21 protein-coding genes and 1 pseudogene are annotated in these 24,087 nt (G+C 43.6%); 19 read left to right on the plus strand and 3 right to left on the minus strand.

Features of this window, described 5'->3' with window-relative positions:
• Positions 1 to 205: 205 nt before the first annotated feature.
• The 17 genes and pseudogenes from D1155_RS13530 to radA all read left to right on the plus strand — a co-directional run.
• Positions 206 to 325, plus strand: a pseudogene (locus tag D1155_RS13530) (excisionase); the annotation flags it as partial.
• A 12-nt stretch (positions 326 to 337) separates the two neighbouring features.
• Complete coding sequence (locus D1155_RS13535; RefSeq protein WP_160202952.1) at positions 338 to 520, plus strand: excisionase; 183 nt, start codon at positions 338 to 340, stop codon at positions 518 to 520.
• A 69-nt stretch (positions 521 to 589) separates the two neighbouring features.
• Positions 590 to 1,825 (plus strand): tyrosine-type recombinase/integrase, encoded by a 1,236-nt coding sequence (locus D1155_RS13540; protein WP_160202953.1) that lies wholly within the window; start codon positions 590 to 592, stop codon positions 1,823 to 1,825.
• Positions 1,826 to 2,362: 537 nt separating this feature from the next.
• Positions 2,363 to 3,448, plus strand: coding sequence for a hypothetical protein (locus tag D1155_RS13545; RefSeq protein ID WP_160202954.1), 1,086 nt, complete (start codon positions 2,363 to 2,365; stop codon positions 3,446 to 3,448).
• A 127-nt stretch (positions 3,449 to 3,575) separates the two neighbouring features.
• Positions 3,576 to 4,424, plus strand: coding sequence for a 3-hydroxybutyryl-CoA dehydrogenase (locus tag D1155_RS13550; protein ID WP_160202955.1), 849 nt, complete (start codon positions 3,576 to 3,578; stop codon positions 4,422 to 4,424).
• Positions 4,425 to 5,195: 771 nt separating this feature from the next.
• Positions 5,196 to 6,767 carry a transcription termination factor Rho gene (gene rho, locus D1155_RS13555; RefSeq protein WP_160202956.1) on the plus strand — a complete coding sequence of 524 codons (1,572 nt, stop codon included), beginning with the start codon at positions 5,196 to 5,198 and terminating at the stop codon, positions 6,765 to 6,767.
• Between the two features lie 13 nt (positions 6,768 to 6,780).
• Positions 6,781 to 7,845, plus strand: coding sequence for a DUF1385 domain-containing protein (locus D1155_RS13560; protein WP_160202957.1), 1,065 nt, complete (start codon positions 6,781 to 6,783; stop codon positions 7,843 to 7,845).
• 13 nt (positions 7,846 to 7,858) lie between these two features.
• On the plus strand, positions 7,859 to 8,764 hold the full coding sequence (gene prmC / locus D1155_RS13565; protein ID WP_160202958.1) for a peptide chain release factor N(5)-glutamine methyltransferase: 906 nt from the start codon (positions 7,859 to 7,861) through the stop codon (positions 8,762 to 8,764).
• A 36-nt stretch (positions 8,765 to 8,800) separates the two neighbouring features.
• A complete protein-coding gene (locus D1155_RS13570; RefSeq protein ID WP_160202959.1) occupies positions 8,801 to 9,313 on the plus strand; it encodes a GNAT family N-acetyltransferase in 513 nt (170 codons plus the stop codon).
• Positions 9,314 to 9,404: 91 nt separating this feature from the next.
• Entirely contained in the window at positions 9,405 to 9,605 is a 201-nt protein-coding gene (locus D1155_RS13575) for a helix-turn-helix transcriptional regulator (protein WP_160202960.1), read from the plus strand.
• A 1-nt stretch (position 9,606) separates the two neighbouring features.
• Positions 9,607 to 9,939: a HipA N-terminal domain-containing protein gene (locus D1155_RS13580; RefSeq protein ID WP_160202961.1), complete on the plus strand. Its 333-nt coding sequence runs from the start codon at positions 9,607 to 9,609 to the stop codon at positions 9,937 to 9,939.
• Between the two features lie 2 nt (positions 9,940 to 9,941).
• Positions 9,942 to 10,904 carry a HipA domain-containing protein gene (locus D1155_RS13585; protein ID WP_160202962.1) on the plus strand — a complete coding sequence of 321 codons (963 nt, stop codon included), beginning with the start codon at positions 9,942 to 9,944 and terminating at the stop codon, positions 10,902 to 10,904.
• 68 nt (positions 10,905 to 10,972) lie between these two features.
• Complete coding sequence (gene asnS, locus D1155_RS13590) at positions 10,973 to 12,367, plus strand: asparagine--tRNA ligase (RefSeq protein WP_160202963.1); 1,395 nt, start codon at positions 10,973 to 10,975, stop codon at positions 12,365 to 12,367.
• Between the two features lie 92 nt (positions 12,368 to 12,459).
• Positions 12,460 to 13,575 carry a M20 family metallopeptidase gene (locus D1155_RS13595; protein WP_160202964.1) on the plus strand — a complete coding sequence of 372 codons (1,116 nt, stop codon included), beginning with the start codon at positions 12,460 to 12,462 and terminating at the stop codon, positions 13,573 to 13,575.
• Between the two features lie 144 nt (positions 13,576 to 13,719).
• Positions 13,720 to 14,163, plus strand: a complete 444-nt coding sequence (locus tag D1155_RS13600) for a hypothetical protein (protein WP_160202965.1) — start codon at positions 13,720 to 13,722, stop codon at positions 14,161 to 14,163.
• A 150-nt stretch (positions 14,164 to 14,313) separates the two neighbouring features.
• A complete protein-coding gene (locus D1155_RS13605) occupies positions 14,314 to 16,272 on the plus strand; it encodes an elongation factor G (RefSeq protein ID WP_160202966.1) in 1,959 nt (652 codons plus the stop codon).
• 184 nt (positions 16,273 to 16,456) lie between these two features.
• Positions 16,457 to 17,836 carry a DNA repair protein RadA gene (gene radA, locus D1155_RS13610; protein WP_160202967.1) on the plus strand — a complete coding sequence of 460 codons (1,380 nt, stop codon included), beginning with the start codon at positions 16,457 to 16,459 and terminating at the stop codon, positions 17,834 to 17,836.
• A gap of 88 nt (positions 17,837 to 17,924) precedes the next feature.
• On the opposite strand, the gene D1155_RS13615 is transcribed toward radA, so the two are convergent.
• From D1155_RS13615 to D1155_RS13625, 3 genes are all read right to left on the minus strand, one after another.
• Entirely contained in the window at positions 17,925 to 19,049 is a 1,125-nt protein-coding gene (locus D1155_RS13615) for an Rpn family recombination-promoting nuclease/putative transposase (RefSeq protein ID WP_160202968.1), read from the minus strand.
• 248 nt (positions 19,050 to 19,297) lie between these two features.
• Positions 19,298 to 20,731 carry a HAMP domain-containing sensor histidine kinase gene (locus D1155_RS13620; protein ID WP_207709534.1) on the minus strand — a complete coding sequence of 478 codons (1,434 nt, stop codon included), beginning with the start codon at positions 20,729 to 20,731 and terminating at the stop codon, positions 19,298 to 19,300.
• Positions 20,732 to 20,786: 55 nt separating this feature from the next.
• Positions 20,787 to 21,464: a response regulator transcription factor gene (locus D1155_RS13625; RefSeq protein ID WP_160202970.1), complete on the minus strand. Its 678-nt coding sequence runs from the start codon at positions 21,462 to 21,464 to the stop codon at positions 20,787 to 20,789.
• A 313-nt stretch (positions 21,465 to 21,777) separates the two neighbouring features.
• Here D1155_RS13625 and D1155_RS13630 point away from each other — a divergent pair, with 313 nt between their 5' ends.
• The gene (locus D1155_RS13630; RefSeq protein WP_160202971.1) at positions 21,778 to 22,917 is read left to right on the plus strand and encodes a PIN domain-containing protein; all 1,140 of its coding nucleotides are present in this window, start codon (positions 21,778 to 21,780) and stop codon (positions 22,915 to 22,917) included.
• A gap of 23 nt (positions 22,918 to 22,940) precedes the next feature.
• Positions 22,941 to 24,077, plus strand: coding sequence for a 2-C-methyl-D-erythritol 4-phosphate cytidylyltransferase (gene ispD, locus D1155_RS13635; RefSeq protein ID WP_160202972.1), 1,137 nt, complete (start codon positions 22,941 to 22,943; stop codon positions 24,075 to 24,077).
• Positions 24,078 to 24,087: the final 10 nt, after the last annotated feature.

A 24,087-nucleotide genomic window follows, 5' to 3' on the forward strand; every position in this document is an offset into this window, starting at 1 on the left:
TCTGCTCCAAAAGTGATAATGTCTTAAGAAAGCGCAAGAGAAAATGTCCCAAAAGGATTCCTAAAAAACACATATCATAGTAAACTATCTCTTCGGAGGTGGTTTTTATCAGAAAGGTTGAACTTAGAATGAAAGAACAGAAAAAGTACGAAGTGATTAAAAAGCTAAAAGAAACAAACGGAAACAAGAAAAGAGCTGCCGTCGGGATAAGCTCTACGAGATGACAAACAAAGAGGATTGCCCATTTGTATTGTGGATTGGAAACCGCAGGCTGATAAAAAGAGAAGTTTTTGATGAGTACATAAAAAAATCATATTCGATTTAAGGAGGAACTACTATGGATGATGAAGTTATGACTTATAAGGCAAAGCTTGAAGCAAGGAATGCTGACAAGCCAATATGGGAGAAAAAATGTCTTTCTATTGAAGAAGCGGCGGCATATTCCGGTATCGGGATAACGAAGCTCAGACAATTATCACAGCAAAAGAAATGCCCGTTTGTAGTGCCGCTTGGGAATTAGGTTTTTATTGTCCGGGAGAAATTAGATACCTATATCAAGGGTAAAAAGCATATTTAGGAGGGGTGACTTATGGCTAAGGAAAAGAGAAAGGATAAATCAAGAGTAGTTCTTCGTACCGGGGAATTACAAAGAAGCAACGGTACTTACCAATACTCGTGGGTGGACGCAAACAAAAAGAGGCGTTATGTCTATGCGAGGAACTTAGATGATCTTCGTGCAAAGGAAGAACAGATTGCAAAAGATAAAAGCGATGGCATTAAGACCGAAGCCCGCTATACGACAGTAAATGAACTTTTTGATTTGTGGAAAGTTTTGAAACGAGGATTGAAAAACAATACCTTTGAAAATTATAAATATATGTATGAGACTTTCGTCCGTCCAAATATCGGAAAACAGCGTATTTCAACTCTGAAAAAATCTGATGTTAAGCGGTACTATAATTATCTTGCCGACGAAAGAGGAGTAAAGGCTTCTACGATTGACAGTATCCATACCGTGCTTCATCAGATTTTGGATATGGCGGTTGATGATGATTACATTCGTAACAATCCGTCTGACAATGTGTTGAGAGAGCTGAAAAAATCCCATGTTTTTAAGACGGAAAAACGCAGGGCATTAACACGACCTGAGCAGGATTTGTTTCTTGACTATCTGAAGAACACGCCGAAAGTACAAAACTGGTATCCGATATTTGCGGTAATGGTCGGTACGGGATTACGAGTTGGTGAAGTGACCGGGCTGAGATGGTGCGATATTGATATGGAAGAAGGCATTATTGATGTTAATCACACTTTGGTTTACTACGATCACCGAACCGATGACAGCAAGAAAGGCTGCTACTTCAATGTGAATACAACAAAAACCCCAGCGGGCAACAGACAAGTACCAATGCTTGATTTTGTAAAAGAAGCCTTCCTTATGGAAAAGGAAAGGCAGGAAATGTTTGATTTACATTGCGAGGTTATCATTGACGGGTACAGCGATTTCATATTTATTAACCGCTTCGGGCAGGCTCAACATCAATCAACGCTGAACAAGGCAATCCGCCGGATTATCCGGGACTGTAATGATGAGCAGTTATTGAAAGATGAAAATGCGGAGGTATTGCTGTCACACTTTAGCTGTCACTCTCTCAGACATACATTCACGACAAGAATGTGTGAAGCAGGAGTAAATGTGAAGGTAATTCAGGACGCACTCGGTCACAAGGATATTTCCACCACGCTTAATATCTACACCGATGTGACAAAGGAACTCAAGCGCTCCGAATTTGAGGGACTTGACTTATACTTCAAAAATGAGTAAAATAATATAGTCCTGATGTTCCCGTATCGGGAATGTCAGGACTTCTCTTATAAAATCAGAAGTTAGTCATAAGAGCATACATCATTTACATCAAATCGTACACATACACGATGTAAAAGTGATTCATAGTATGACCTGATTACAGATTGACGATTTGGAGAATCGAGAAAATAGGACAGTAAAACAGATTATGGAGGAACTTATCAATATGACCGATTTCGTCCCGACGATGAAACCAATGGACAATTAAAAGTTTTTGATAAAGCTGTATTTTGATATGCTCCCCATATGGTAGACAATGGAAATATCCAAAACTATCATATGGGGAGTATATCGTTTATGCGGGTTTGCAGACTTGGAAAAATTGCATAGTTTTCAAAAATGAGTGGGCAGTTCCATAACGGGATTGCCCATTTTTAGTAGGCTATATTTTACTTTTAAGAAAATTAGTTTACGAATTAAAAGAGTTAAAATAAAGCAGAAAAATTGTGACAGAGAATAATTGAACGAACTGTATTTTCATGTTAAACTGAACATATGAATATTATTATTGAAACGAGAAATTTTGAAAAACTGCATACGGAAGAATTGAAAGTAAAATGCCCAGCTTGTCTGGATCAGCTTTGGGAAAGTCAGTGGGTTCGCCGCAGTATAACAAGAGCAGACATGGCGCAGGCGGAGGAACTGCAGGCTTTGGGAGATAAAATCGCGCAGTCAGCAGATGTGACTGTAGTTTTGGCGTCGGGGCAGATGGCGAAGCTGCTTCGCGCTGGTATTTCTGCAGCAGAGCCAGTAGAGGAAAAGTCAAAGGTCATCGTCTTTGGCGACACCTTTTCGCCGTCAGCCTATGCGTCATTGCTGCATTCATTGGAAGGGAAATCCTTTACACTTCTTGCTATATCAGAGGCGGAAGAGAGTTTGCAGCTTCGAGGGGCGTACAGCGTGCTCAAGCAGCAGCTTATTTCCAGCTGCGGAAAGGAACAGGCTGCTGAGCGGATTTTTGCCATTGCAGGAAAAGAAAGTAAATTTCTGACAGCGGAAGCAGCCGCGGAGGATTATCCATTGCTATCTTATCCGGAAATTCCGGCGGCATATGGAGCTGGAACCTCAGCCCTTCTGCTTGCACTCGCCATTAAAGGCGTAAATTTGGAGTTGTATTTGTCAGGGTTTTACGATATGCTGGCGTCACCGTCCTGGGATTTGGATGGTGTAGATTACGCAGTAGGGCGCGCAGCATATCGAAAAGCATGCGGTAAGGACAGCGGCGCCGGTGAGGAGCTGCTGCTTGTCTGGCAGGATCAGCTTGTGGATTTTGGCGCATGGTATGGCGGCTGCAGGAGAATGCCTTCGCAATCGGCGAAGGTGGAACTTGAATCAGCATTTCAGACCTTGCTTCTTGTGGAGAAAGACGGCTTAGATATTATGATGCCGTACTTTGATGGATGTAATGAAGATGGCTCCCTGAATCTTCTGATGGCAGAGGAAGCAAATCGCCACTTTGAAAAAACAGCCTGCGGTGTGAAAGTTTCTTTGACCCATATGGACGACTATAATCTGGGACAATTATTCGCGTTTATGCAGCTTTCAAAGGGGATCACGGATTTACTGGTTATAGCCCAGTAAGAATGAAATAATTTATTTCAGGGGTTTACTTTATTTTTTATTGTGATATAATTAGAAAAAAGGAAAGTTAATTTTTTAACAAAACTTTTGAATAAAATTAACAATCATTAAGTAGGAGGTTATTATAATGAAAAAAGTTGGTGTATTAGGAACCGGCACTATGGGCGCTGGCATCATTCAGGTACTTGCACAGAACGGATACGAAGTAGTACTGAGAGCCAGAAGACAGACTTCTGTAGATAAAGGTATTGCTACCGTAGAAAAGAATCTGGATAAGATGATCAAGAAAGAAAAAATCACTGCAGAAGACAAGACAGCTATCATGGGCAGAATCCAGGGTTCCACTGATATCAGCATTGTAAAAGATGCAGACCTGATCATCGAGGCAGCAACAGAAGATATGGAAGCAAAGAAAGCTTTGTTTGCTGAACTGGATCAGCTGGTTAAGCCAGAAGCAATCATTGCTACAAATACATCTTCCCTGTCCATTACCGAAATCGCTGCTGCAACAGGCAGACCTGACAAAGTAATCGGTATGCACTTCTTCAACCCTGTTCCTGCTATGAAATTAGTAGAAATCATTCAGGGGCTGACAACTTCCGATGAAACTAAGGCAACAATCGTAGAACTGGCAGAGAAACTGGGTAAGACTCCAGTAGAAGTTGCAGAAGCACCAGGATTTGTTGTAAACAGAATTTTAATTCCGATGATTAACGAAGGTATCGGCATTCTGGCTGACGGCGTTGCTGATGCGAAAGGCATCGACACAGCTATGAAGCTGGGCGCTAACCACCCGATGGGACCGCTTGAACTGGGCGATCTGATTGGTCTTGATGTATGCCTTGCAATTATGGATGTACTGTATAGCGAATACGGTGATCCTAAGTACAGAGCACATGTGCTGCTGAGAAAAATGGTAAGAGCCGGTAAGCTGGGAAGAAAGACCGGTATCGGTTTCTACGATTATACAAAATAAATAGAACATATGCACAAAAGGGGCTGTCTCAAGATAAAATGAGACAGCTTCTTGTTTTAGGTCAGCGCCTCCGCTTGAAGAAGTTAGAGCGGCAGTTTTGTGTACGGAAGTAAGATTAACAGCAAGAGAATGAAGACATGTCGTGCCGGTGATTTGCCCCTGTGCCACATTTGGGATTGATTTCTGTATACATGGCGGAGACCTATGAAAAAGTGCCACATATAAAAGTGTTTTAAGAAAAAAAGGCAGATGCAGAAAGAAATGCAGACAAATAGTCGGAAAAACTTTGGCACTCTACAGTAAAATATCAAAAAAGTGGATATCAGGAGGCAGGCACGCCAGTATTTTAGCAAATAAATTCAAATATGGCGTTTGGCGAGTGGCTGATGCCATTTATACAAAAAAACTCTTAGAATATGGCGTTTTCCAGAGGGTGAACGCCATAGATACAAAAAAACATTGAGATTGTGGCGCGTCGGTTTCTCCGCATTTGACCTGAATCTTTTTCGGCTCAATATCACTTTTTATTTGAAATGTCTCCGCAGAAATATTAGTTTGTCAGCAGTTTTCGCGGTCCTTTTACAAAAAAATACCCTTTTCATTGGTTTCACATTGTATTATAATGAAATTAGAGTTTTCGTCTTTTGATGGTAAGGGCTTTTTCTATTTTAGAAAGCCGCATCTTAAACGTTTTCCCTTAATAAATAATTTTCAATTAAAGCTATTATCACTATACACAGAAAGGAACAGGCCTTAGGGTCTGATTATTACATGCCAAGAAAGAAATTAGAAGAAACACAGAAAATAGAAACACAGGCAGCAGAAATCAAGCCTGCAAAGAGAAGGGGTCGTCCGCCGAAGGCAGAAACTTTGGCAAAGCGTGCAGCGGAAGCTGCACAGGTGGATGAAGGAGCAGCTGCAATTGTCAGGAAAATTGATGAACCTGCAGAGCCAAAGCCTGTGAAACGGAGGGGGCGCCCGCCAAAGGCAGAGACGCTGGCGCGAAAAGCGCGGGAAGAGGCGGCTTTGCAGGAAGCATTGCAGGCAGAAAAGCCTGCGGTGGAAATTTTACAGAGGTCAGAGGAAGACAAGATAGAGCCGGAAGTGGAATTGCAGCCATTGGGCCCTGAGGCAGGACAGGTCCAAGAAGCAGGAGCGCAGGTGCTCGCACATGAGGAGGCTCACCCTGTGCGCAGAAAAGTCCCTACCCACAAGGAACAGGAACGTCCGGAAGTGGAGGGAATTTTGGAAATTGCTGAAGGTGGTTTCGGATTTTTGCGTTTTAATAATTTCCTGACCAGTGACAGAGATGTATATGTTTCACCAACGCAGATTAGAAGATTTAATCTGAAGACGGGTGATTTGATTAAAGGAATTTCCAGACTGCCTAACGAGGGCGAACGCTTCGGCGCGCTGCTTTACGTGCTGACGGTCAACGGGGATGAACCGGGTGTGGCTATGCGCAGACCGGATTTTGAGGATTTGACGCCGATTTTCCCAAGGGAAAGACTGACCTTGGAGGATCGCAGCAAAGAACTTGCTATGCGTCTCATTGACCTGATTGCGCCTATTGGAAAAGGACAGAGAGGTCTGATTGTGGCACCGCCGAAAGCTGGCAAGACGACTCTTTTGAAGAGTATTGCCAATAACATCGAGAAGAAACACCCGGAAGTGGAGATGATTGTTTTGCTCATTGACGAACGTCCGGAAGAAGTGACCGACATGAAACGCTCCCTTAGCGGCGGCGAAGTTATTTATTCTACCTTTGATGAAATGCCGCAGCACCACGTAAAGGTTGCGGAGATGGTTCTGGCAAGGGCACAGCGCCTGGCAGAGCACGGCAAAGATGTAGTCATCCTGCTTGACAGTATTACCAGACTGGCAAGAGCCTACAATCTGGTGGTTCCAGCTTCAGGAAGAACTTTGTCCGGCGGACTTGATCCAGGTGCTCTTCACAAGCCGAAGAAATTTTTCGGTGCAGCAAGAAATATCGAAGAGGGTGGCAGCATCACCATTTTGGCGACAGCGCTGGTTGAAACAGGAAGCCGCATGGATGATGTTATATTTGAGGAATTTAAGGGCACAGGTAATATGGAAGTCCATCTGGACAGGAAATTGTCAGAGAAGAGAATATTCCCTGCCATCGACTTGAACAAATCTGGAACCCGTAAGGAGGATTTGCTGATGAGTCAGGATGAGATGGAAGCAATCTGGGCAATGAGAAGAGCTCTTGCGAACAGTCCTGTGCAGGAAGTGACAGAGACGATTATCGACAATCTGGCGCATACCAGAAACAATGAAAATTTTATCCAGATTATAAAAAAGATTTTTATACAGCAGTAGATAGAGGTTAATTATGGATTTGAGCAAGATTTTTTTGAAAGACGCATGCCCAACGCCCGTTGGTGGACAGGCGGTCATGGAGGGGATTATGATGAAAGGACTGTCGCGCACTGCGGTTGCGGTGAGGCTGCCTGACGGACGAATCCACATGAAAACAGAGCCGAATAAGAAAATGGGAAAGTGGACAAAGATTCCGATTATCAGAGGGGTTGTTGCCTTTGTCATGTCTTTGGTGCAGGGGACCGGCATTCTGATGTATTCTGCGGACGTGTTGGAAGCCAGCTGGTCCAGTGAGGAAAACGCAGAAGAGGACAAAATGGAAGCATGGCTTAACAGACATTTTGGGGAGAAGGGCGCATGGAATCTGATGATTTACCTTTCTGTGATTCTGGCGCTTGCTATGACTATCGGTTTGTTTATTTTGCTTCCGACAGTAGTGACAAATCTGCTTCAGCCGATTATTGACAGCGATTTTGCTTTTAATTTAATTGAAGGCATCATGCGAATTGGAATTTTTGTGATTTATCTGGGGCTGATCAGCCAGATGAAGGATATCAAGACGGTGTTTCAGTACCACGGTGCCGAACATAAGTGCATTCACTGTTTTGAAAACAATTTAGAGTTGACTCCTGCCAATGCGCAGCAGTTTTATACACTGCACCCGAGGTGCGGAACCAGCTTTCTGCTCTTTGTTATGGTTATCAGTTTCGTGCTTCACCTATTCCTTGGCTGGCCGGATTTGGTACTCCGAATTGTGTCAAGGCTGCTGCTGGTACCGGTGGTTGCAGGACTTTCCTACGAGCTTTTGAAGTGGGCAGGAAGGAGTGACAGCTGGGTTGTCAAGATTCTTAGCCTGCCGGGACTGTACTTACAAAAGTTGACTACAAAGAATCCGTCCGATGACCAGTTGGAAGTTGCTATTTGTGCTATGAAAGCAGTTATGGTGCCTGAGGATACGCCGTATTTTGAGGGGATTTGTGACCTTGAAGGAAATTTGATACAGGAGCATAAGATAGAGAGAAAGAGCAAGGAGGACGCTAAGCAGGGCCAGCAGGAATCTGCGGATGCGCAGGGATAAAGAGGAGTAAAGAATGAGCCTTTCGGTGAAAGAAATTTTAAATATTGGCAAAAGACAGCTTGAAGAACGCCAAATCGGTGATGCAGCGATCGACTGCAAACTGTTGTATTGTTATTTAATGAAAATTACTAGCGCGCAGTTGATTTTGGAATATCAGAAGATTTTGCCGGACAGTTTGTGCGATGAGTATTTTACACTGTTGGATTTGCGGAGCAGCGGAAAGCCGCTCCAGTATATTACTGGTACGCAGGATTTTATGGGCTTGGAATTTAACGTGAATGAAAGCGTGCTGATTCCCCGTCAGGACACGGAAACACTGGTAGAGGATGCTATGGGTGTAATTTCTGATGGAACACTGCGTGGAGAGGCGTTTCTCCCAAAGAGAAAAAAGGATTGGGAGGTGCTGGATCTTTGCTGCGGCAGTGGCGCAATCGGACTTTCTCTCGCAAAGCTTTGCAAAGGAACCAAGGTGACCTGCTCGGATATTAGTAAAGACGCCCTTGCGGTCGCAAAGGAAAATGCCGGAAAGCTGGGGGTCAAAGTGACTTTTCAGGAGGGAAATCTGCTGCTTCCATTTAAGGGTCGGTTTAAAAACAAGCGGTTTGACATGATTATCTCTAATCCTCCTTACATAAAAACTTCTGTGATTCCAACGCTGCAGCGTGAGGTTCGCGACCACGAGCCAATGATGGCGCTGGACGGCGGAGCAGGTGGACTAGACTTCTACGGAAGGATTATTGCGGACGCTGCTGACTGTCTGAAAAAAGATGGCGTGCTGATGTTTGAAATCGGTCACGATCAGAGGGAAGCTGTATGCAGTCTCATTGAACAAACTGAGCAGTTTGCCTGCGTGACCTGTCTGCAGGATTTGGCAGGACGTGATAGAATCGTAACGGCAGTACTGAAAGGGAAGAAATAGGGGATTGCAGAAAACTTTGCAAGGGAGCGCGGTGTGATGAAACTAACCATTCGGAACGGCAGACTGCCGGATTTGGACAGAGTTTGGGAAATCGAAAAGCAGGCATTTCCGCCAGCGGAGGCGGCTTTGCGAGAGACTTATGAGTATCGCTTGAAGAACATCAGCGACTGGTTCTTTGTGGGAGAGCTTGATGGTGAGATTGTCAGCGCGGTAGTGGGAAGACTGACGCAGCGGGATGTGTTTTCTGATGCGCTTTATGAAAATATATCCCTTGAGGCGGGTTCGTATTTTGCGATTTTATCAGTTCTGACATCGGACGAACACAGAAAGAAAGGCTTTGCCGGGCAGGTTTTGGAGTACAGTATTGAGGCGGCAAGGCAGGCAGGGCTTAAGGGAATAACCCTGGCGTGCAAGGATTATTTAATTGCATATTATGAGAAATTCGGCTTTCAGAAAATCGGGGTGTCAGAGTCGGCTCACGGTGGTGCAGTCTGGAATGATATGCGGCTGGAATTTGAAAAAGAGAAAACTATACCTGAAGGGGTATAAATTATAAAAATAGAATGCGGAAATATACCCTAAAGGGTATATAATAGAAAAAATGATTGAAAATGCACCCGATAGGGTGTAATATGTAAATATGAATAGAATTGGATATTATATAAAACAAGAAAGAAAAAAGTTAGGGTTGACGCAAGAGGAATTTGCTATACGTTCGGGCCTTGGACTGCGTTTTGTCAGAGAGTTAGAGCAGGGGAAGGAAACTGTACGACTGGATAAGGTAAATCAGGCACTTGCGATGTTTGGCATGGAAGCAATGCCTGTTAAAAAGGAGAGATAGAATGCCATCAGAGTATCGAAAAGGATATGTATATATCCAAAATCAGTACGCAGGGGTAGTAGCAGAAACAGAGGAAGGATATACTTTTTCTTATGATAATGAATATAGAAACAAGGAAAACGCAGTGGCAGTTAGCTTGACACTACCTTTAAGCGAGAAGAGTTATAGTGCTAGCACGCTATTTTCTTTTTTTGATGGTCTTGTTCCAGAAGGCTGGCTTCTTGATGTTGCAAGCAGGAACTGGAAAATCAATGCTAACGACCGGTTTGGTCTATTGCTTTTAACTTGTAGGGATTGTATCGGTGATGTGTCGATCAGAACGGAGAAAGGATAGAGATGAAATGCTTATACTGTCAAAAGGATATTAGGGATTCGGTGTCGCTGGAGGAGAAAGATTCTTGCTGGCACAAGAAGTGTGTAAAAGCTTTTTTTGGTACGGATAAAATGCCTATTTTAGATGTGACAAAAGAGGGATTAAATCAGTTAGCAAGGAAGACGGTAAATAAAGGATTGACAGTTCCTGGGGTGCAGAAGAAGCTTTCACTGCACTTATCCACAGAAACGGAATCCCGTCTTACACTTGTAGACTATCCAACGGGTTATATTTTAAAGCCGCAAACTGACGAATTTGAGAAGCTTCCGGAGTTTGAAGATTTGGCGATGAGGTTAGCAAGGATTGCGGGGGTAAAGACAGTGCCTCACGGACTGGTGAAAATTCATGACGAATACGCATATATTACAAGACGCATTGACAGACTTATAGATGGGGATTCGGTAGAACTGTATGCCATGGAGGACTTTTGCCAGCTTTCGGGAAGATTGACCTTGGACAAATATAAAGCGTCATACGAAATATGTGGAAAAATAATTAATGCGTATTCGGTTAATAGGGGCTTTGATTTATCAGAACTTTATATGCGGCTAGTGTTTTCTTATATTATTGGAAACTCTGATATGCATTTAAAGAATTTTTCTTTAATAGAAACTGCGCCGGCAAATAGAGAATTTTGCCTGTCGCAAGCATATGATTTACTGCCTGTTAATGTGATTATACCGGAAGATACTGATGAAACAGCGCTTACCTTAAATGGAAAGAGAAAAAGATTGAAGAGAAGGGATTTCTTGGAGTTTGCTGCACATTGCGGGATTCCTGAAAAATCTGCTGAAAAGATGATTGGAAGGATATGTGGACTGAAGGACGCCTTTTTTTTGCAATGTGAGGATTCATATTTAACGGAAGAAATGAAAGAAAGTTTAAAAGCATTGATTTCTGCTAGAATCGCTGCAATCAGCTCTTGAAGTCATTGGAATTACATGGTATGATGTATAAATGATATAAACGATTTTTATAAAGGAAGGTTATGAGAATGAAAGATATACAGCTTAGAGAACTTCACAGAAACGCTACCTCCTATGCCGACAAGGAAGTTGTTGTCAGAGGCTGGGTCAGAACCAATAGAAGTTCTAATAAGTTTGGATTTATAGAACTCAACGACGGTACTTTTTTCAAGTCCGTGCAGGTTGTTTATGAAGCTGACAAAATCAGCAACTTTGAAGAAGTTGCAAAGGCCCCGATTGCATCTGCTTGGCTGGTTCGCGGCACACTGGTGCTGACACCGGAAGCAAAGCAGCCTTTTGAAATCAAGGCAGAAGAGGTGACGATGGAGGCGGATTCTGCCGCAGATTATCCGTTGCAGAAGAAACGCCACTCCATGGAGTTCCTTAGAGAGATTGCGCATCTGAGACCTAGAAGCAACACCTTCTCTGCGGTGTTCAGAGTGCGTTCTCTGGTAGCTTACGCCGTGCACAAATTCTTTCAGGAGCAGGATTTTGTCTATGCACATACTCCGATTATTACGGGCAGTGACTGCGAGGGTGCAGGTGAGATGTTCCGCATTACGACTTTAGATATGGACAATCTGCCTATGACTGAAGATGGAAAGATCGACTACAGCCAGGATTTCTTCGGCAAGGAAACCAGTTTGACTGTAAGCGGACAGCTGGAAGCAGAGACCTTTGCTATGGCATTCAGAAACGTATACACCTTTGGACCGACCTTTAGAGCAGAAAATTCCAATACTACAAGACACGCTTCTGAGTTTTGGATGATTGAGCCGGAAATTGCGTTTGCTGATTTGAACGATAATATGGATTTAGCGGAAGCTATGGTAAAATATATTATCAACTACGTGCGCGAGCATGCACCGGAAGAGATGGCGTTTTTCAATAGCTTCATTGATAAAGGGCTGTTGGAAAGACTGGATAATATCGTAAATTCCGATTTTGGCAGAGTCACCTATACTGAAGCAGTAGATTTGCTGCTGAAGTCCGGCAAGGAGTTCCAGTATCCGGTAGAATGGGGTATTGACCTGCAGACAGAGCATGAGCGCTATTTGACAGAAGAAGTATTCAAGAAGCCGATTTTCGTTACGGATTATCCAAAGGATATCAAGGCATTCTATATGCGATTAAACGATGACAACAAGACCGTTGCAGCCTGCGACTTGCTGGTGCCGGGTGTTGGTGAAATCATCGGCGGAAGCCAGAGAGAAGAGCGTCTGGACGTGCTTACTGCCCGCATGGCAGAACTTGGTCTTGATGAAAAAGACTACTGGTGGTACCTGGATCTGCGTAAATACGGCGGCGTAAAACATGCCGGCTACGGTTTAGGCTTTGAGAGAATGATTATGTACTTGACCGGAATGGGCAATATCAGAGATGTACTGCCGTTCCCAAGAACACCGAAAACTGCAGAATTTTAAAAAGATAAGACAAAGAGCCTGGGTAACCGAAAGCCCCGGCTCTTTTTGCAAGAATAAAGGTCGTGGGGGACCAGTTATGTGAGGAGGAACAGATGAAACAGGAGTTGCTGGAAAAAGCGATTGCGCTACGCCATGAGCTGCATCGATACCCGGAACTTTCGGAAAAGGAAGTGCGTACAAAGAAAATACTGATGGAGTTTATCAAGGTAAATACAGATTTGCAGGTGGTCGATAGAGGACAGTGGTTTTATGCGGTATATGAGCCAAAGCAAAAGAGCGAAAAAGGAAGGATCGCTTTTCGTGCGGATATGGACGCTATTTCAGTCTTTGAAGATAGCAATTTGCCTTATGCTTCTGAAAATCCAGGTGTTGCCCACAAGTGCGGACACGATGGGCACAGCGCTGCCTTGGCAGCCTTTGCCATGGAACTTTCCGAAACAGGGACAGACAGGGAGGTATATTTGATTTTTCAGCATGCGGAAGAAAACGGCGCTGGCGGCAAAGTTTGTGCGCAGTTGATTGAAGAAAAGCAAATTGAAGCGGTTTATGCGCTGCACAATTTTCCGGGCTTTGAAGAAGGGGCGCTGCTTCTTCGGGAAGGTACGATTAACTGTGCATCCATGGGCATGGAGCTGACGTTTACAGGAGTTTCCGCCCATGCAAGTCAGCCTGAAAAGGGGAGGAATCCTGCAGCGGTGATTAGCAGATTGGTGCTGGCGTTAGAAAAGATGGCTGCGCCGGAATGTCATGAAGGACTGATTTTGGCGACGGTAGTGCAGGTGGATATCGGCGAAAGAGCTTTTGGGGTAGCAGCCCATAAGGGTAAACTGCTTTTGACTATTCGGGGACAAATTGAAGATGAGATGAATGCATTGCGGGACCGGATTGAAAATTTTGCAAAGGAGCAGGCGCAGCAGTATGGTCTTCTACTGCAAACTGCTTATCACGATGTGTTCCCGGAGACTTATAATCACGGAGAAAGCATTGAAAAGATCCGAAAAATTACCGATGAAAAAGGCTGGAAGACCCAGACTTTGGAAAACCCGATCAGAAGTTCGGAAGACTTCGGCTGGTATCTGAAAAAAGCATCCGGTGCGCTGGTTTGGATGGGCGCGGGTATGGAATGTACGCCGATTCATTCAGCAGAATTTGACTATAATGACAATCTGATTGAAAGGAGTGTATTATTTTTTCAAAGTCTGCTGTAACTATATAAAGGGATTAAATTCTTACAATTTTCCTACAGCTATTGACAGCAATAAAACTTTGCAATAAACTGAAGTTAAGTCAAAGATTAAATAGCGGACGATTTTTACAGGGGATAAATGGCAGTACTTTAGGGGGAATTAGAGATGAGAAGCAGATATAACATTTGGCTTAAAATTGGAATCGTTGTTTTTGCAGCAGGCTTGATTTTTTTATGCACGATGGTCGTAAGGGATTCGGGCGAGTTTTACGCAGAGAGTAAGGATGGACTTTGGAAAGGGTACATATCCAGAAGCGCCGGTAGAGGCGAAGGAACATATCAGGCGTATGTGTGCTATTTGGGCAATGAAGAGGGAAATATTGGCGAAATAGAAGTGCAGCCGTTTTGCAGCAAGAAAGCAAAACCTTGCAGAATAGTGGCAGAAAGCGTGCCAATCTCAGTTTCGAAGCATTTTTCGCAGGGAGCACCAAAGAAAGCATATAGACTGGCGCAAACGGCGATAAACGAAGCGGACAAGATTACCCTTGGAATCAGCTGGAAAGATAAGGACGGGGAGGTTCGATATTCCAGTTTACTATTTAGCAGTTAAATGAAAAGCAAGGAGGCTGTAATGAGGCAGCCTTTTTCATTTGGGAAAAATTTCATGGAATAGTCGAACTATTCGAAAATCCGATAGACTATAAGAGAAGAATGTGTTATACTATTGACATACGCAAAATTAATGTAGGAGGTCTTATCGATGAAAGGCTACACAAGCGAAACAATTAGAAATGTTGCTTTATTAGGACATGGCGGATGTGGTAAAACTACATTCCTGGAAGCCGCTCTGTTAGAAACAGGCGTAATCACAAAATTGGGTAAAGTCGAGGACGGAAATACAGTATCCGACTACGACAAAATGGAAATTGAAAAAGGTTATTCCATTAATACTTCTGTTGTTCCAATTGAGTGGAAGAACAGCAAGATTAATTTTATCGATACACCGGGATATTTCGACTTTGTCGGCGAAGTAAATGCGGCCCTTCGCGCTGCTGAGGCTGCTGTGATTCTGGTAGATGCAGGTTCAGGTATTCAGGTAGGAACCGAAGCTGCATGGAATGCTTGTGAAAGATATAAGAAACCTAGATTCATCGTTATCAATAAGAGAGATAAGGACGAATTTGACTTTTATAAAACCTTTGATGAACTGAAGGCAAAATTCGGTGAAACACTGATTCCATTCAGCTGGCCACTTTCTGCAGAAATCGACGAAGAGCTGAAAGAAGCAATCGCAATGGCTGACGATGAACTGATGGAAAAATACTTCAACGGAGATGATTTTTCTGATGAAGAAGTAAGAAATGGCTTAATCAAAGGCATTTCCGAAGGCGTTATTGTCCCTGTATGCTCTTCGGCATTTCAGCTGGGACAAGGTATTGAAGGTCTTCTAGACCTGTTGCTGACCTATGTTCCTACACCGCTGCAGCATGGTGCATATCCGGGATTCAACGACAAGAACGAGCCGGTAGAAAAAATTTCTGTCACCGACGCACCGATGTCTGCGTTTGTATTTAAGACAATTGTTGACCCGTTTGTAGGAAAAATTTCCATCATGAAGGTGGTAACCGGTAAGATTAACTCCGGTACAGAAGTTTACAACGAGAGAGCAGGAAAAGCTGAAAAGCTTGGCAAGCTGTTCTTCCTCAGAGGTAAAGAACAGCTGGAACTGAACTATGCAGAAGCAGGCGACATTGTAGCCGTTGCAAAACTGCAGTATACCGTTTCAGGCGATACCCTTTGCGACAAGAGCGATATCGTAAGATATCTGCCACTGGATTATCCATCTCCGACTTATTACGTCGCAATTGAAGCTGCTGATAAGGGAGACGAAGAAAAGATGGGAACAGGTCTTTCAAGACTGAGAGAAGAAGATCCGTCCTTTGTAGTAGAAAGAAACGCTGAAACCCATCAGACCCTTCTTGGCGGTCAGGGAGATATCCAGCTGGGTATCATTATGGCGAAGTTAAAAGACAGATTCGGTGTTACTGTTAAGGTTGTGCCGCAGAAGATTGCTTATCGGGAAACCATCAAGGGAAATTCTGATGTACAGGGTAAACATAAGAAACAGTCCGGAGGCGCTGGTCAGTACGGTGACGTACACATCAGATTCTCACCATCTCAGCAGGAATTTGAATTCTCCGAAGAACTCTTCGGCGGTTCTATTCCAAAGAACTACGTGCCTGCTGTTGAAAAAGGACTCATTGAAAGTATGCAGAAAGGTCCTCTTGCAGGCTGCAAGGTAGTAAACGTTAAGGCTGTATTGTACGATGGTTCTTACCATGATGTAGACTCCAACGAAGTATCCTTCAAGATTGCTGCATCTCTGGCATTCAAGAAAGGTATCGTCGAAGCAAAGCCTTGCCTTCTGGAGCCGATTATGCACATGGAAATCTTCGTTTCCGATGATTACATGGGTGACGTAATGGGCGACATGAACAAGAGAAGAGGCAAGATTTTAGGTATGGAACCACAGAATGGAGGCGGACAGAAGATTCTTGCAGAAGCGCCGCAGGCTGAGCTCTTCGATTATGCGCTGGTTCTTCGCTCCATGACTCAGGGTAGAGGCGTCTTTGAAATGAGATTTGAAAGATACGAAGAAGTGCCAAAACAGCTGTCTGAAAAGATTATCGCTGAATATCAGGCACAGCAGGAAAAATAATTAGATAAAATAATTTCAGAATCCCGGAAGTCGGTGGCTTTTGGGATTCTGTTTTTTCTTTAGCCTTTATGCCATTCCAAACTTTTGCAGTGTGGCGTGCATAATCGGTGTGGACAAATGGGGCAGTGTTTGGTATAATACAAGATACGAACAAATGTTTGCAAAGAGGAGAGGTTAGCGTATTATGGCAAAGAAAGCGAAAACAGTATATGTCTGTCAGGAATGCGGCTACGAAAGCAGTAAATGGGTTGGACAGTGTATTTGCGGTGCATGGAACAGCATGGTAGAGGAGAAGATTGTAGAGGCACCGACAAATGATACGAGACGAAGAGCCTCCGCAGGAGCTAAACCATCTAAACTAAAGGAAATTGGTGCGGGAGGAGATTACGTTCGGATTGATACAGGCATCGGGGAACTGAACCGGGTACTAGGAGGAGGGCTGGTGAAGGGCTCTTTGACTTTGATCTCAGGCGAACCGGGTATCGGCAAGTCTACGATGATTATACAGGCAGCTGCTAATTTGGCTAAGTCACTGGGTACGGTTCTCTATATCTCGGGAGAAGAGTCTGAGGCACAGATTAAAATGCGGGCAGATCGGGTTTGCGGAGAATTGAACGAGAACCTCTATATTCTGGCGGAAACCAACATGGAAAATATTGTTGCAGCCTGCGAAAATCTTAAACCGAAGTTTTTAATTATAGATTCCATTCAGACTATGTATACACAGACTTTGGACTCAGTGCCCGGCAGTGTGTCTCAGGTCAGAGATGTGGGAAACCAATTGATGAAACTTGGAAAAACAGGAGATATCCCTGTGTTTATCGTTGCCCATGTTACCAAGAATGGAGAGTTGGCTGGACCCAAGATTGTGGAACATCTGGTGGACTGCGTGCTGAATTTTACCGGGGAGAGAGATCATGACCTGCGAATTCTTCGCGTGTTTAAAAACCGATTTGGAACTACCAGTGAAATCGGTGCCTTTCAGATGGAGGAAGGTGGTTTGCGCGAGATTAAGAATCTGTCGGCCACTTTTTTAGAAAGCACTGTAGTAAAGAGTGAAGGCTCTGTCATCACCGCAGTATACGAAGGGAGCAGACCGGTACTTTTTGAAATTCAGGCATTAACTGCGCCTGCTAACGTAGGATTTGCGAGACGAACGGCAGTCGGCGTGGATCATCAGAGACTTAGTATGATTTTAGCTGTACTGGAGAAGAAAGCCGGTATAACGATGATTAATCAGGACGTTTATGTCAATGTGGTAGGCGGTATGCGGCCAGACAGCACGTCCATAGATTTAGGGGTAGCGTTGGCGGTTTATTCCTCCATGCGAGGGGTTGTTAGCCAAAAGCGAGTTATGGCAATCGGCGAGGTAGGTCTGACTGGCGATTTGCGCTCTGTGCAGAATGCTGAAAAAATCGTCATGGAAGCAGTACGTATGGGGTATGAGCAGATTATCCTGCCTAAGAAAAACGCCGATCGCATTGATACAAAAAAACTGGGAAGCTGCAGTATGATTGGTGCAGAAAACATTTATCAGGCAATTGATGCTTTCCGCGGAGAATGAGTAGAAACAATTGTGAATTTACATAGCAACAGGGCAGTAAAACGGCGCTGCGAGAGTCCGGTTTACTGCCTCTATTTTTGAATTTATTTTATTTGTACTGATTCATGTAATGCAGAGCATCGTTCTCGTTCAGGTTGAATATTGTGACAAGCTTGCGTAGAATTTTTTCTTCAGAAATCCCTTCGGAGCGATTATCAAGAATCAGTACTCGGATACTTTGAACAAGCCCTTGTTGGATCCCTTGTTCAAGCCCTTGTTCAAGCCCTTGTTCAAGCCCTTGTTGGATCCCTTGTTCAAGTCCCCTTTCTAGTCCTTGCTTGAGTCCTTGCTCAATCCCCTTCTTGAGTCCCTTGTTCATACCAATTTCAATGCCTTTATTTTCAGCTTCCTGAAGCCGTTCGGCTCGTTCTTCTTCCTCCAGCAATCGTTTTGTCGCCAAATCATGTTCGCGCATTTCAATTTCCATCTGACGAACTCTGGCATAAAAATCTTCTGATGCACGCTGAAATACTTTTTCTGCCATCTGAATTGCTTCACCTCCATCTTCAATTAGGGTCTTTAAATAATTTGCGGATTTTTCTTCGCCTGCCAGTTTCAGATAGGCGGCAAGCTGCTCCACGTTGTTCATTGCTTCCATTGGTTTATCTGTCTGCACTTTTCCCAGCTCGATGAAATGCATTTCCAGTCGGTCACTAAGCAGGTGGCGGCAGGAATCCTCCCACAGATGGAATGTAGTATGAATGCCAGGAATGTTCGGGAACAGGGTTCCCGTTACAATGGAGATAACAATGCTTTTTCCCATTTTATCATAATCTTCTCCCTTTTCCAATGACAAATTAACCAGTTTCCCACCGTACTGCACACAGCGATTTGGATAGTGTTTCAAATTTCCATTTTGTAGCTCAATATCAAAGAGCTCGTTTTGTGATGTGCGGGCTTTGATATCCAGAGTTGTTTCTTTATCAGCTGGATAAGTGCGATAATTGATAGGGTTGAGAATTTCAATGCTTGTGATAGGATTTTTCTCTTTGCAGAGAATGACATTGAGAAAAGCAATTAGAGCATCTTTGCTTTCTTTTGTATTTTGCCCAAAGACATAATGAAATACCCAGTCATCCTCATAGCCGATGAGCCAGCGGTTAGGATTTTTGAAGAAAGTGTCATCGACGTGCTGAGAATTCGGTGAGTTATTTTTACTATTTTGTTTATTCATGGTAACCTCCAATCTTATTTCCAATAAATATATTTTATGGAAGTATAACCCATGATAAAGAGTAAAACAAGGTCGATGTCGGATTTTGATATTTTTTTGTAGGATTTTGACACTTTTTTGTAAAAAGCTTGCATGGGAGGGGGTCTTACTATGCTGAGAATATCGAAAATAGGAAGTACAAGATAGAAGAGTTCAAAAAAAGACTCAGAGATTAGAAAACCTCTGAGTCTTAATATAACGAATCTTTACTATGATTTATAAAAGAAACTGCGATCCTGTTTCACTAAGTCCAGTTCAAACCAGAAGGTGCTGCCTTTGCCAAGCTTGCTGTTGACGCCATAGTTTGCTTTGTGCAGGGTCAGGATTTCCTTGACTATAGAAAGTCCCAGCCCGCTGCCGTCGGTCGGTCTTACGTGGTGAGTACTGGATTTGTAGTATCTCTCCCACACGTGATTGATTTCATCAGGGGCGATGCCAGCACCGTGGTCGATGACTTCACACCGAACTTTACGACCAGCCTTTTTCAGGTTGATGATAATGACCATGTCTTCACCGCAGTATTTTACAGCATTGGTGATTAGGTTGGACAGAACTTGTTTGATTCTGGCTTCGTCGCCGTTGACTATCATCGGGGCAGAACAGTTGAACTTAATCTTGTAGCCTTCCTGTTCAGCCAGCAAATCATAGGAAGCCAGCAGCGACTCTGCTGTAGCTTTTAAGTCGAAGTTGGTGCGCTCCAGCGAAATAGTTCTGTTTTGCATGCGGGACAGATTGAGCATGTCATTTACCAGTATGTTTAAACGATCTGTTTCGTCGATGATGACTGCCAGATGTGCATCACGCTTCTTGGGATTGTTACCGGAAAGGTCACGAATCATCTCCGCATAAGATTTAATCATCGTAAGCGGGGTTCTAAGATCGTGGGATACGTTGGCTATCAGGTCTTTCTGGTACATATCGGTTTTCTCCAGTTCTCTGGAGGCATTGGTTAATGTATTTGCCAGGTCAGTAATTTCCGAATAATGACCACCTTGGAATTTGATACCGTAATGTCCTTTTCCCATCTCGGCTGCAGAATGGGTGATATTTTTAATTGGTCTGGAAATTCTGCGGGCAAGATACAGAGCCAGTGCAAGAGCTAGCAGTGTAGCGATGATGGTGATATAAATCAGCTGCACACGCAGGATAGAGACAGTTGATTTTACCGGGTACAAAGGCGAGAATATGTACATGACAAGTTCTGAACTACCGCTGGAATCAGGCAAAAGTACGCTGGGAGAGGAAAGATAGCAGGCGTAGCCTAAGGTTTTCGTTTTTTCTCCTGTCAACGGATTGGTATCTTCAGAAATGGTCGCAACTTTGTTGAGAGGACTCTCCTTCAGCTTTGTCAGCAGGGTCTGCATTTGCAAGTTGTATTTATATCTGTAAAGGGAAATATGATCCTTGTAGCTTGGGGCAATCTGTACAGAACCGTCGACACTGTCGACCTGAATATAGATATCTTCGTTCGTCACGTAAATGTCATCTAGAACCTCAGTCAGACGGTAAAGATTTTTTCCGCTATCTTCGTATGCATCAATGACTATGTTGGCGATTTTGGTGATTTCACCAGTTTTCATGTGGTCATAATAGTTATTGAGAAAGAAAATTTGCAGAAACCAGATTAAGCCGATTAAAAGCATAGCAAAACCGATGAAGTAAATCCAAAGTTTAAAACGTATGCTTTTAAAATCGAATCTATTCTTCAAATTCAAATTTGTATCCCACCCCTCTGAGTGTTACGATGTAATCCCGATATGGGCCCAGGTTATTTCTCAGATTTTTAATATGGGTATCAATCGTTCTATCATCGCCGAAGAAGTCGTAGCCCCAGATGTCAGAGAGCAGCTTATCTCTGGATAATGCCAGATTTTTATGCTCGATGAGATAGAAAAGAAGTTCATATTCTTTTGGAGTCAATTCAACACGTTGGCCGTCTACGGTAACAGTTCTAGCTGCCATATTGATTTCCAGTCCATTAAACTGCAGTACGTCGGATTTGCTTTGGGAGACTGCATTCCTGCGAGCGAGAATTACATTGATTCTTGCCATCAGTTCTTTCGGGCTGAAAGGCTTTACGATGTAATCATCAATGCCCAGTTCGAAACCGAAAAGTTTATCGTATTCTTCGCCTCTTGCTGACAGCATGATGATAGGTACGTCCTGAATTTTTTTTATCTCTTTGCAGGCGGAAAAGCCGTCCAGCTTTGGCATCATGATATCAAGAATGACAAGGTCATATTCGTTGAGCTTGCAGAGACCTACGGCGCTCATTCCGTCTTCGGCTTCGGTTACTTCATATCCGTTAAATTCAGCGTATTCTTTGATGACTTCACGTATCTTAGGTTCGTCATCAACAACTAAAAGTTTATACATAAATAATCCTCCTCTTGATAGAATATTGACGATTCAATGTACTTAATTATATCATACAGTTTCATTGTGTTCATTACATGAAGACTGTATAGTTAATTTTAACACAAAAGACGTGCAATTAACAAGAAATTTGTATACACAGGAGGGTTGACACAAGACGCGGGAATGCACTATACTGTATTTATATAGATGTAAAGTGGGGGATTAGGCTTCTCCCGCCTTGCAAACCGATTAGTAGGGGCTGTGCTTGTCTTATTCTCCCTGAAGAGCGGTATGCACGCTGTATGTATTTTTAAAGGAAGGGGGAGAGCATATGTTTAAGAAACTAATCAGAGGATTAGTAACATTGTTAGGTGCAATCTTAGGTTACGGTCTATCTGAACTGCTGGTGCTTTGGTATACTAAAAGCGGTGGAAACCTGAGTGAGTATTTTACTGGGGGAGAGCAGCTCGGAATCGAAATCGCTTTTGCTATTATATTTGGAATTATTTTTTTCAGATTGACACCGGCGATTAGAAGGCAGAGTGTAAAAGTAGCAGATAATATTGAGGACGATCTCAGAGGAGTGTCAGCAAATGATTTGGTTACAGGTGTAGTAGGGCTTATTTTGGGGCTTCTCATTGCGTTGCTTTTGACACAGATTTATGCAAGCATCAAGAATACGTATCTCTATACCAGTTTGACGATTATTTCCTATGTGTTATTCGGATATCTGGGGGTAGTCATCGCGACGAAGAAGAGCAGAGAAATTTTCAGCCTTTTCATGGGCGTGCGCAGACAGAACCAGCAGAATCAGCAGGGACAACAAGGGTCAGAATCCACCTTGTTTGGCAAAGGTAAGAAGAAAAATGATGGAATCCCAAAGATTTTTGATACCAGTGTCATCATCGACGGCAGAATTGCAGAGATTATGAAGACTGGTTTTCTGGAAGGACCAATTGTGATTCCTGAATTTGTGCTTGTAGAACTACGTCATATTGCGGATTCTTCCGATTCTCTGAAACGGACAAGAGGCAGACGCGGTCTTGATATTCTCAATAAGATTCAGGATGACTATGGTATTGAAATCTATAATACTGATAACGAAAAATCTCTGCGGGAAATTCCGGAAGTCGATGTGAAACTTTTGAAATTGGCGCAGCTGATGAACGGAAAAGTCGTAACTAATGATTTTAATTTGAACAAAGTGGCAACCATCAACGGTGTAGGCGTGCTCAATATAAACGAGCTTGCCAATACACTGAAACCGGTGGTTCTGCCGGGTGAAGAGATGACCGTGACTCTGGTAAAGCAGGGTAAGGATAACAGTCAGGCGATCGCTTATCTGGATGACGGCACCATGATTGTTGTTGAAGATGGAAGAAGAATGATTGGCAAGACGACCCGCATCAATGTGACCAGTGTGCTGCAGACATCCGCGGGAAGAATGATTTTCGGCAGACTGAAAAAATAGCCTGTGGCGAAAGATGATTATTTATGTTAAATGGAACGAAGGTATATGCGATTATCGGTGCTGCCGGATCTGGTAAACGAATGGCAGCACCGCTTCCAAAACAATTTTTAACGATTGACGGAAAGACCATACTTGAAAAGACAGTGCGGAAGTTTCTTTCGAATTCTGTTGTCGATGGAACCGTAATTGTAACGGGGGCAGATTATATGAACCTTTGCCGCCGATTTTTTGCTATAGAGATTGAAGCCGGGCAGGTACATCTGGTTACTGGCGGACAGGAGCGACAGGATTCTATTTATAACGGACTTAAAGTTTTGCATGAAATCGGTGCAGCAGATAGCATTGTGCTTATTCACGATGGAGTCAGACCTTATGTCAGCACGCAGCTGATTACGGCAGTTGTGGAGAAAGCAAAATGCACTGGTGCGGCAATTCCTGCTGTGCCGCCTAAAGATACTATAAGACACAACCGGCAGGGAACTTTAGACCGAAGTCAGCTTTTTTGCGTGCAGACACCGCAGGCATTTCAGTTTGCGCTGATAGAGCGCGCCTATGAAAAGGCGGCAGAAGACGGCTTTTACGGAACTGATGATGCTAGCCTTGTAGAAAGACTGGGTCAGAAAGTATCTATTGTTCCCGGCGAGTATACCAACCTAAAAATTACTACACCGGAGGATTTACAGATGGAAACAAGAATCGGCACGGGCTATGATGTACACCGGCTGACAGAAGATAGAAAGTTAATACTCGGCGGCGTTGAAATTCCTCATGACAAGGGGCTCGACGGACACTCTGATGCTGACGTGCTTGTCCATGCACTGATGGATGCTATGCTAGGTGCTGCTGCTCTTGGCGATATCGGAAAGCTCTTTCCCGACACTGATGAAGCGTACCATGGGATTTCCAGTCTGAAGCTTCTAGCGGAAGTTGGAAAACGTTTAGCAGAGGAGGGATATTCCCTGGGAAATGCCGATGTAACTGTGGTGTGTCAGCGACCCAAGCTGGCACCGTTTATAGGGCAAATGTGCGAGAACATCGCAAAGACCCTGAAGGTGCCCGAAAGTAAGATCAGTATAAAAGCAACCACTACAGAAAAACTGGGTTTTGCCGGAAGAGGAGAGGGCATTGCGGCAGAGGCTGTGTGTCTTTTGAATCGGTAGAATCCGTCCA

Origin of the sequence: Anaerotruncus sp. 80 (genome assembly GCF_009936115.1) — a bacterium.
GTDB lineage: Bacteria > Bacillota > Clostridia > Peptostreptococcales > Anaerovoracaceae > Senimuribacter > Senimuribacter intestinalis.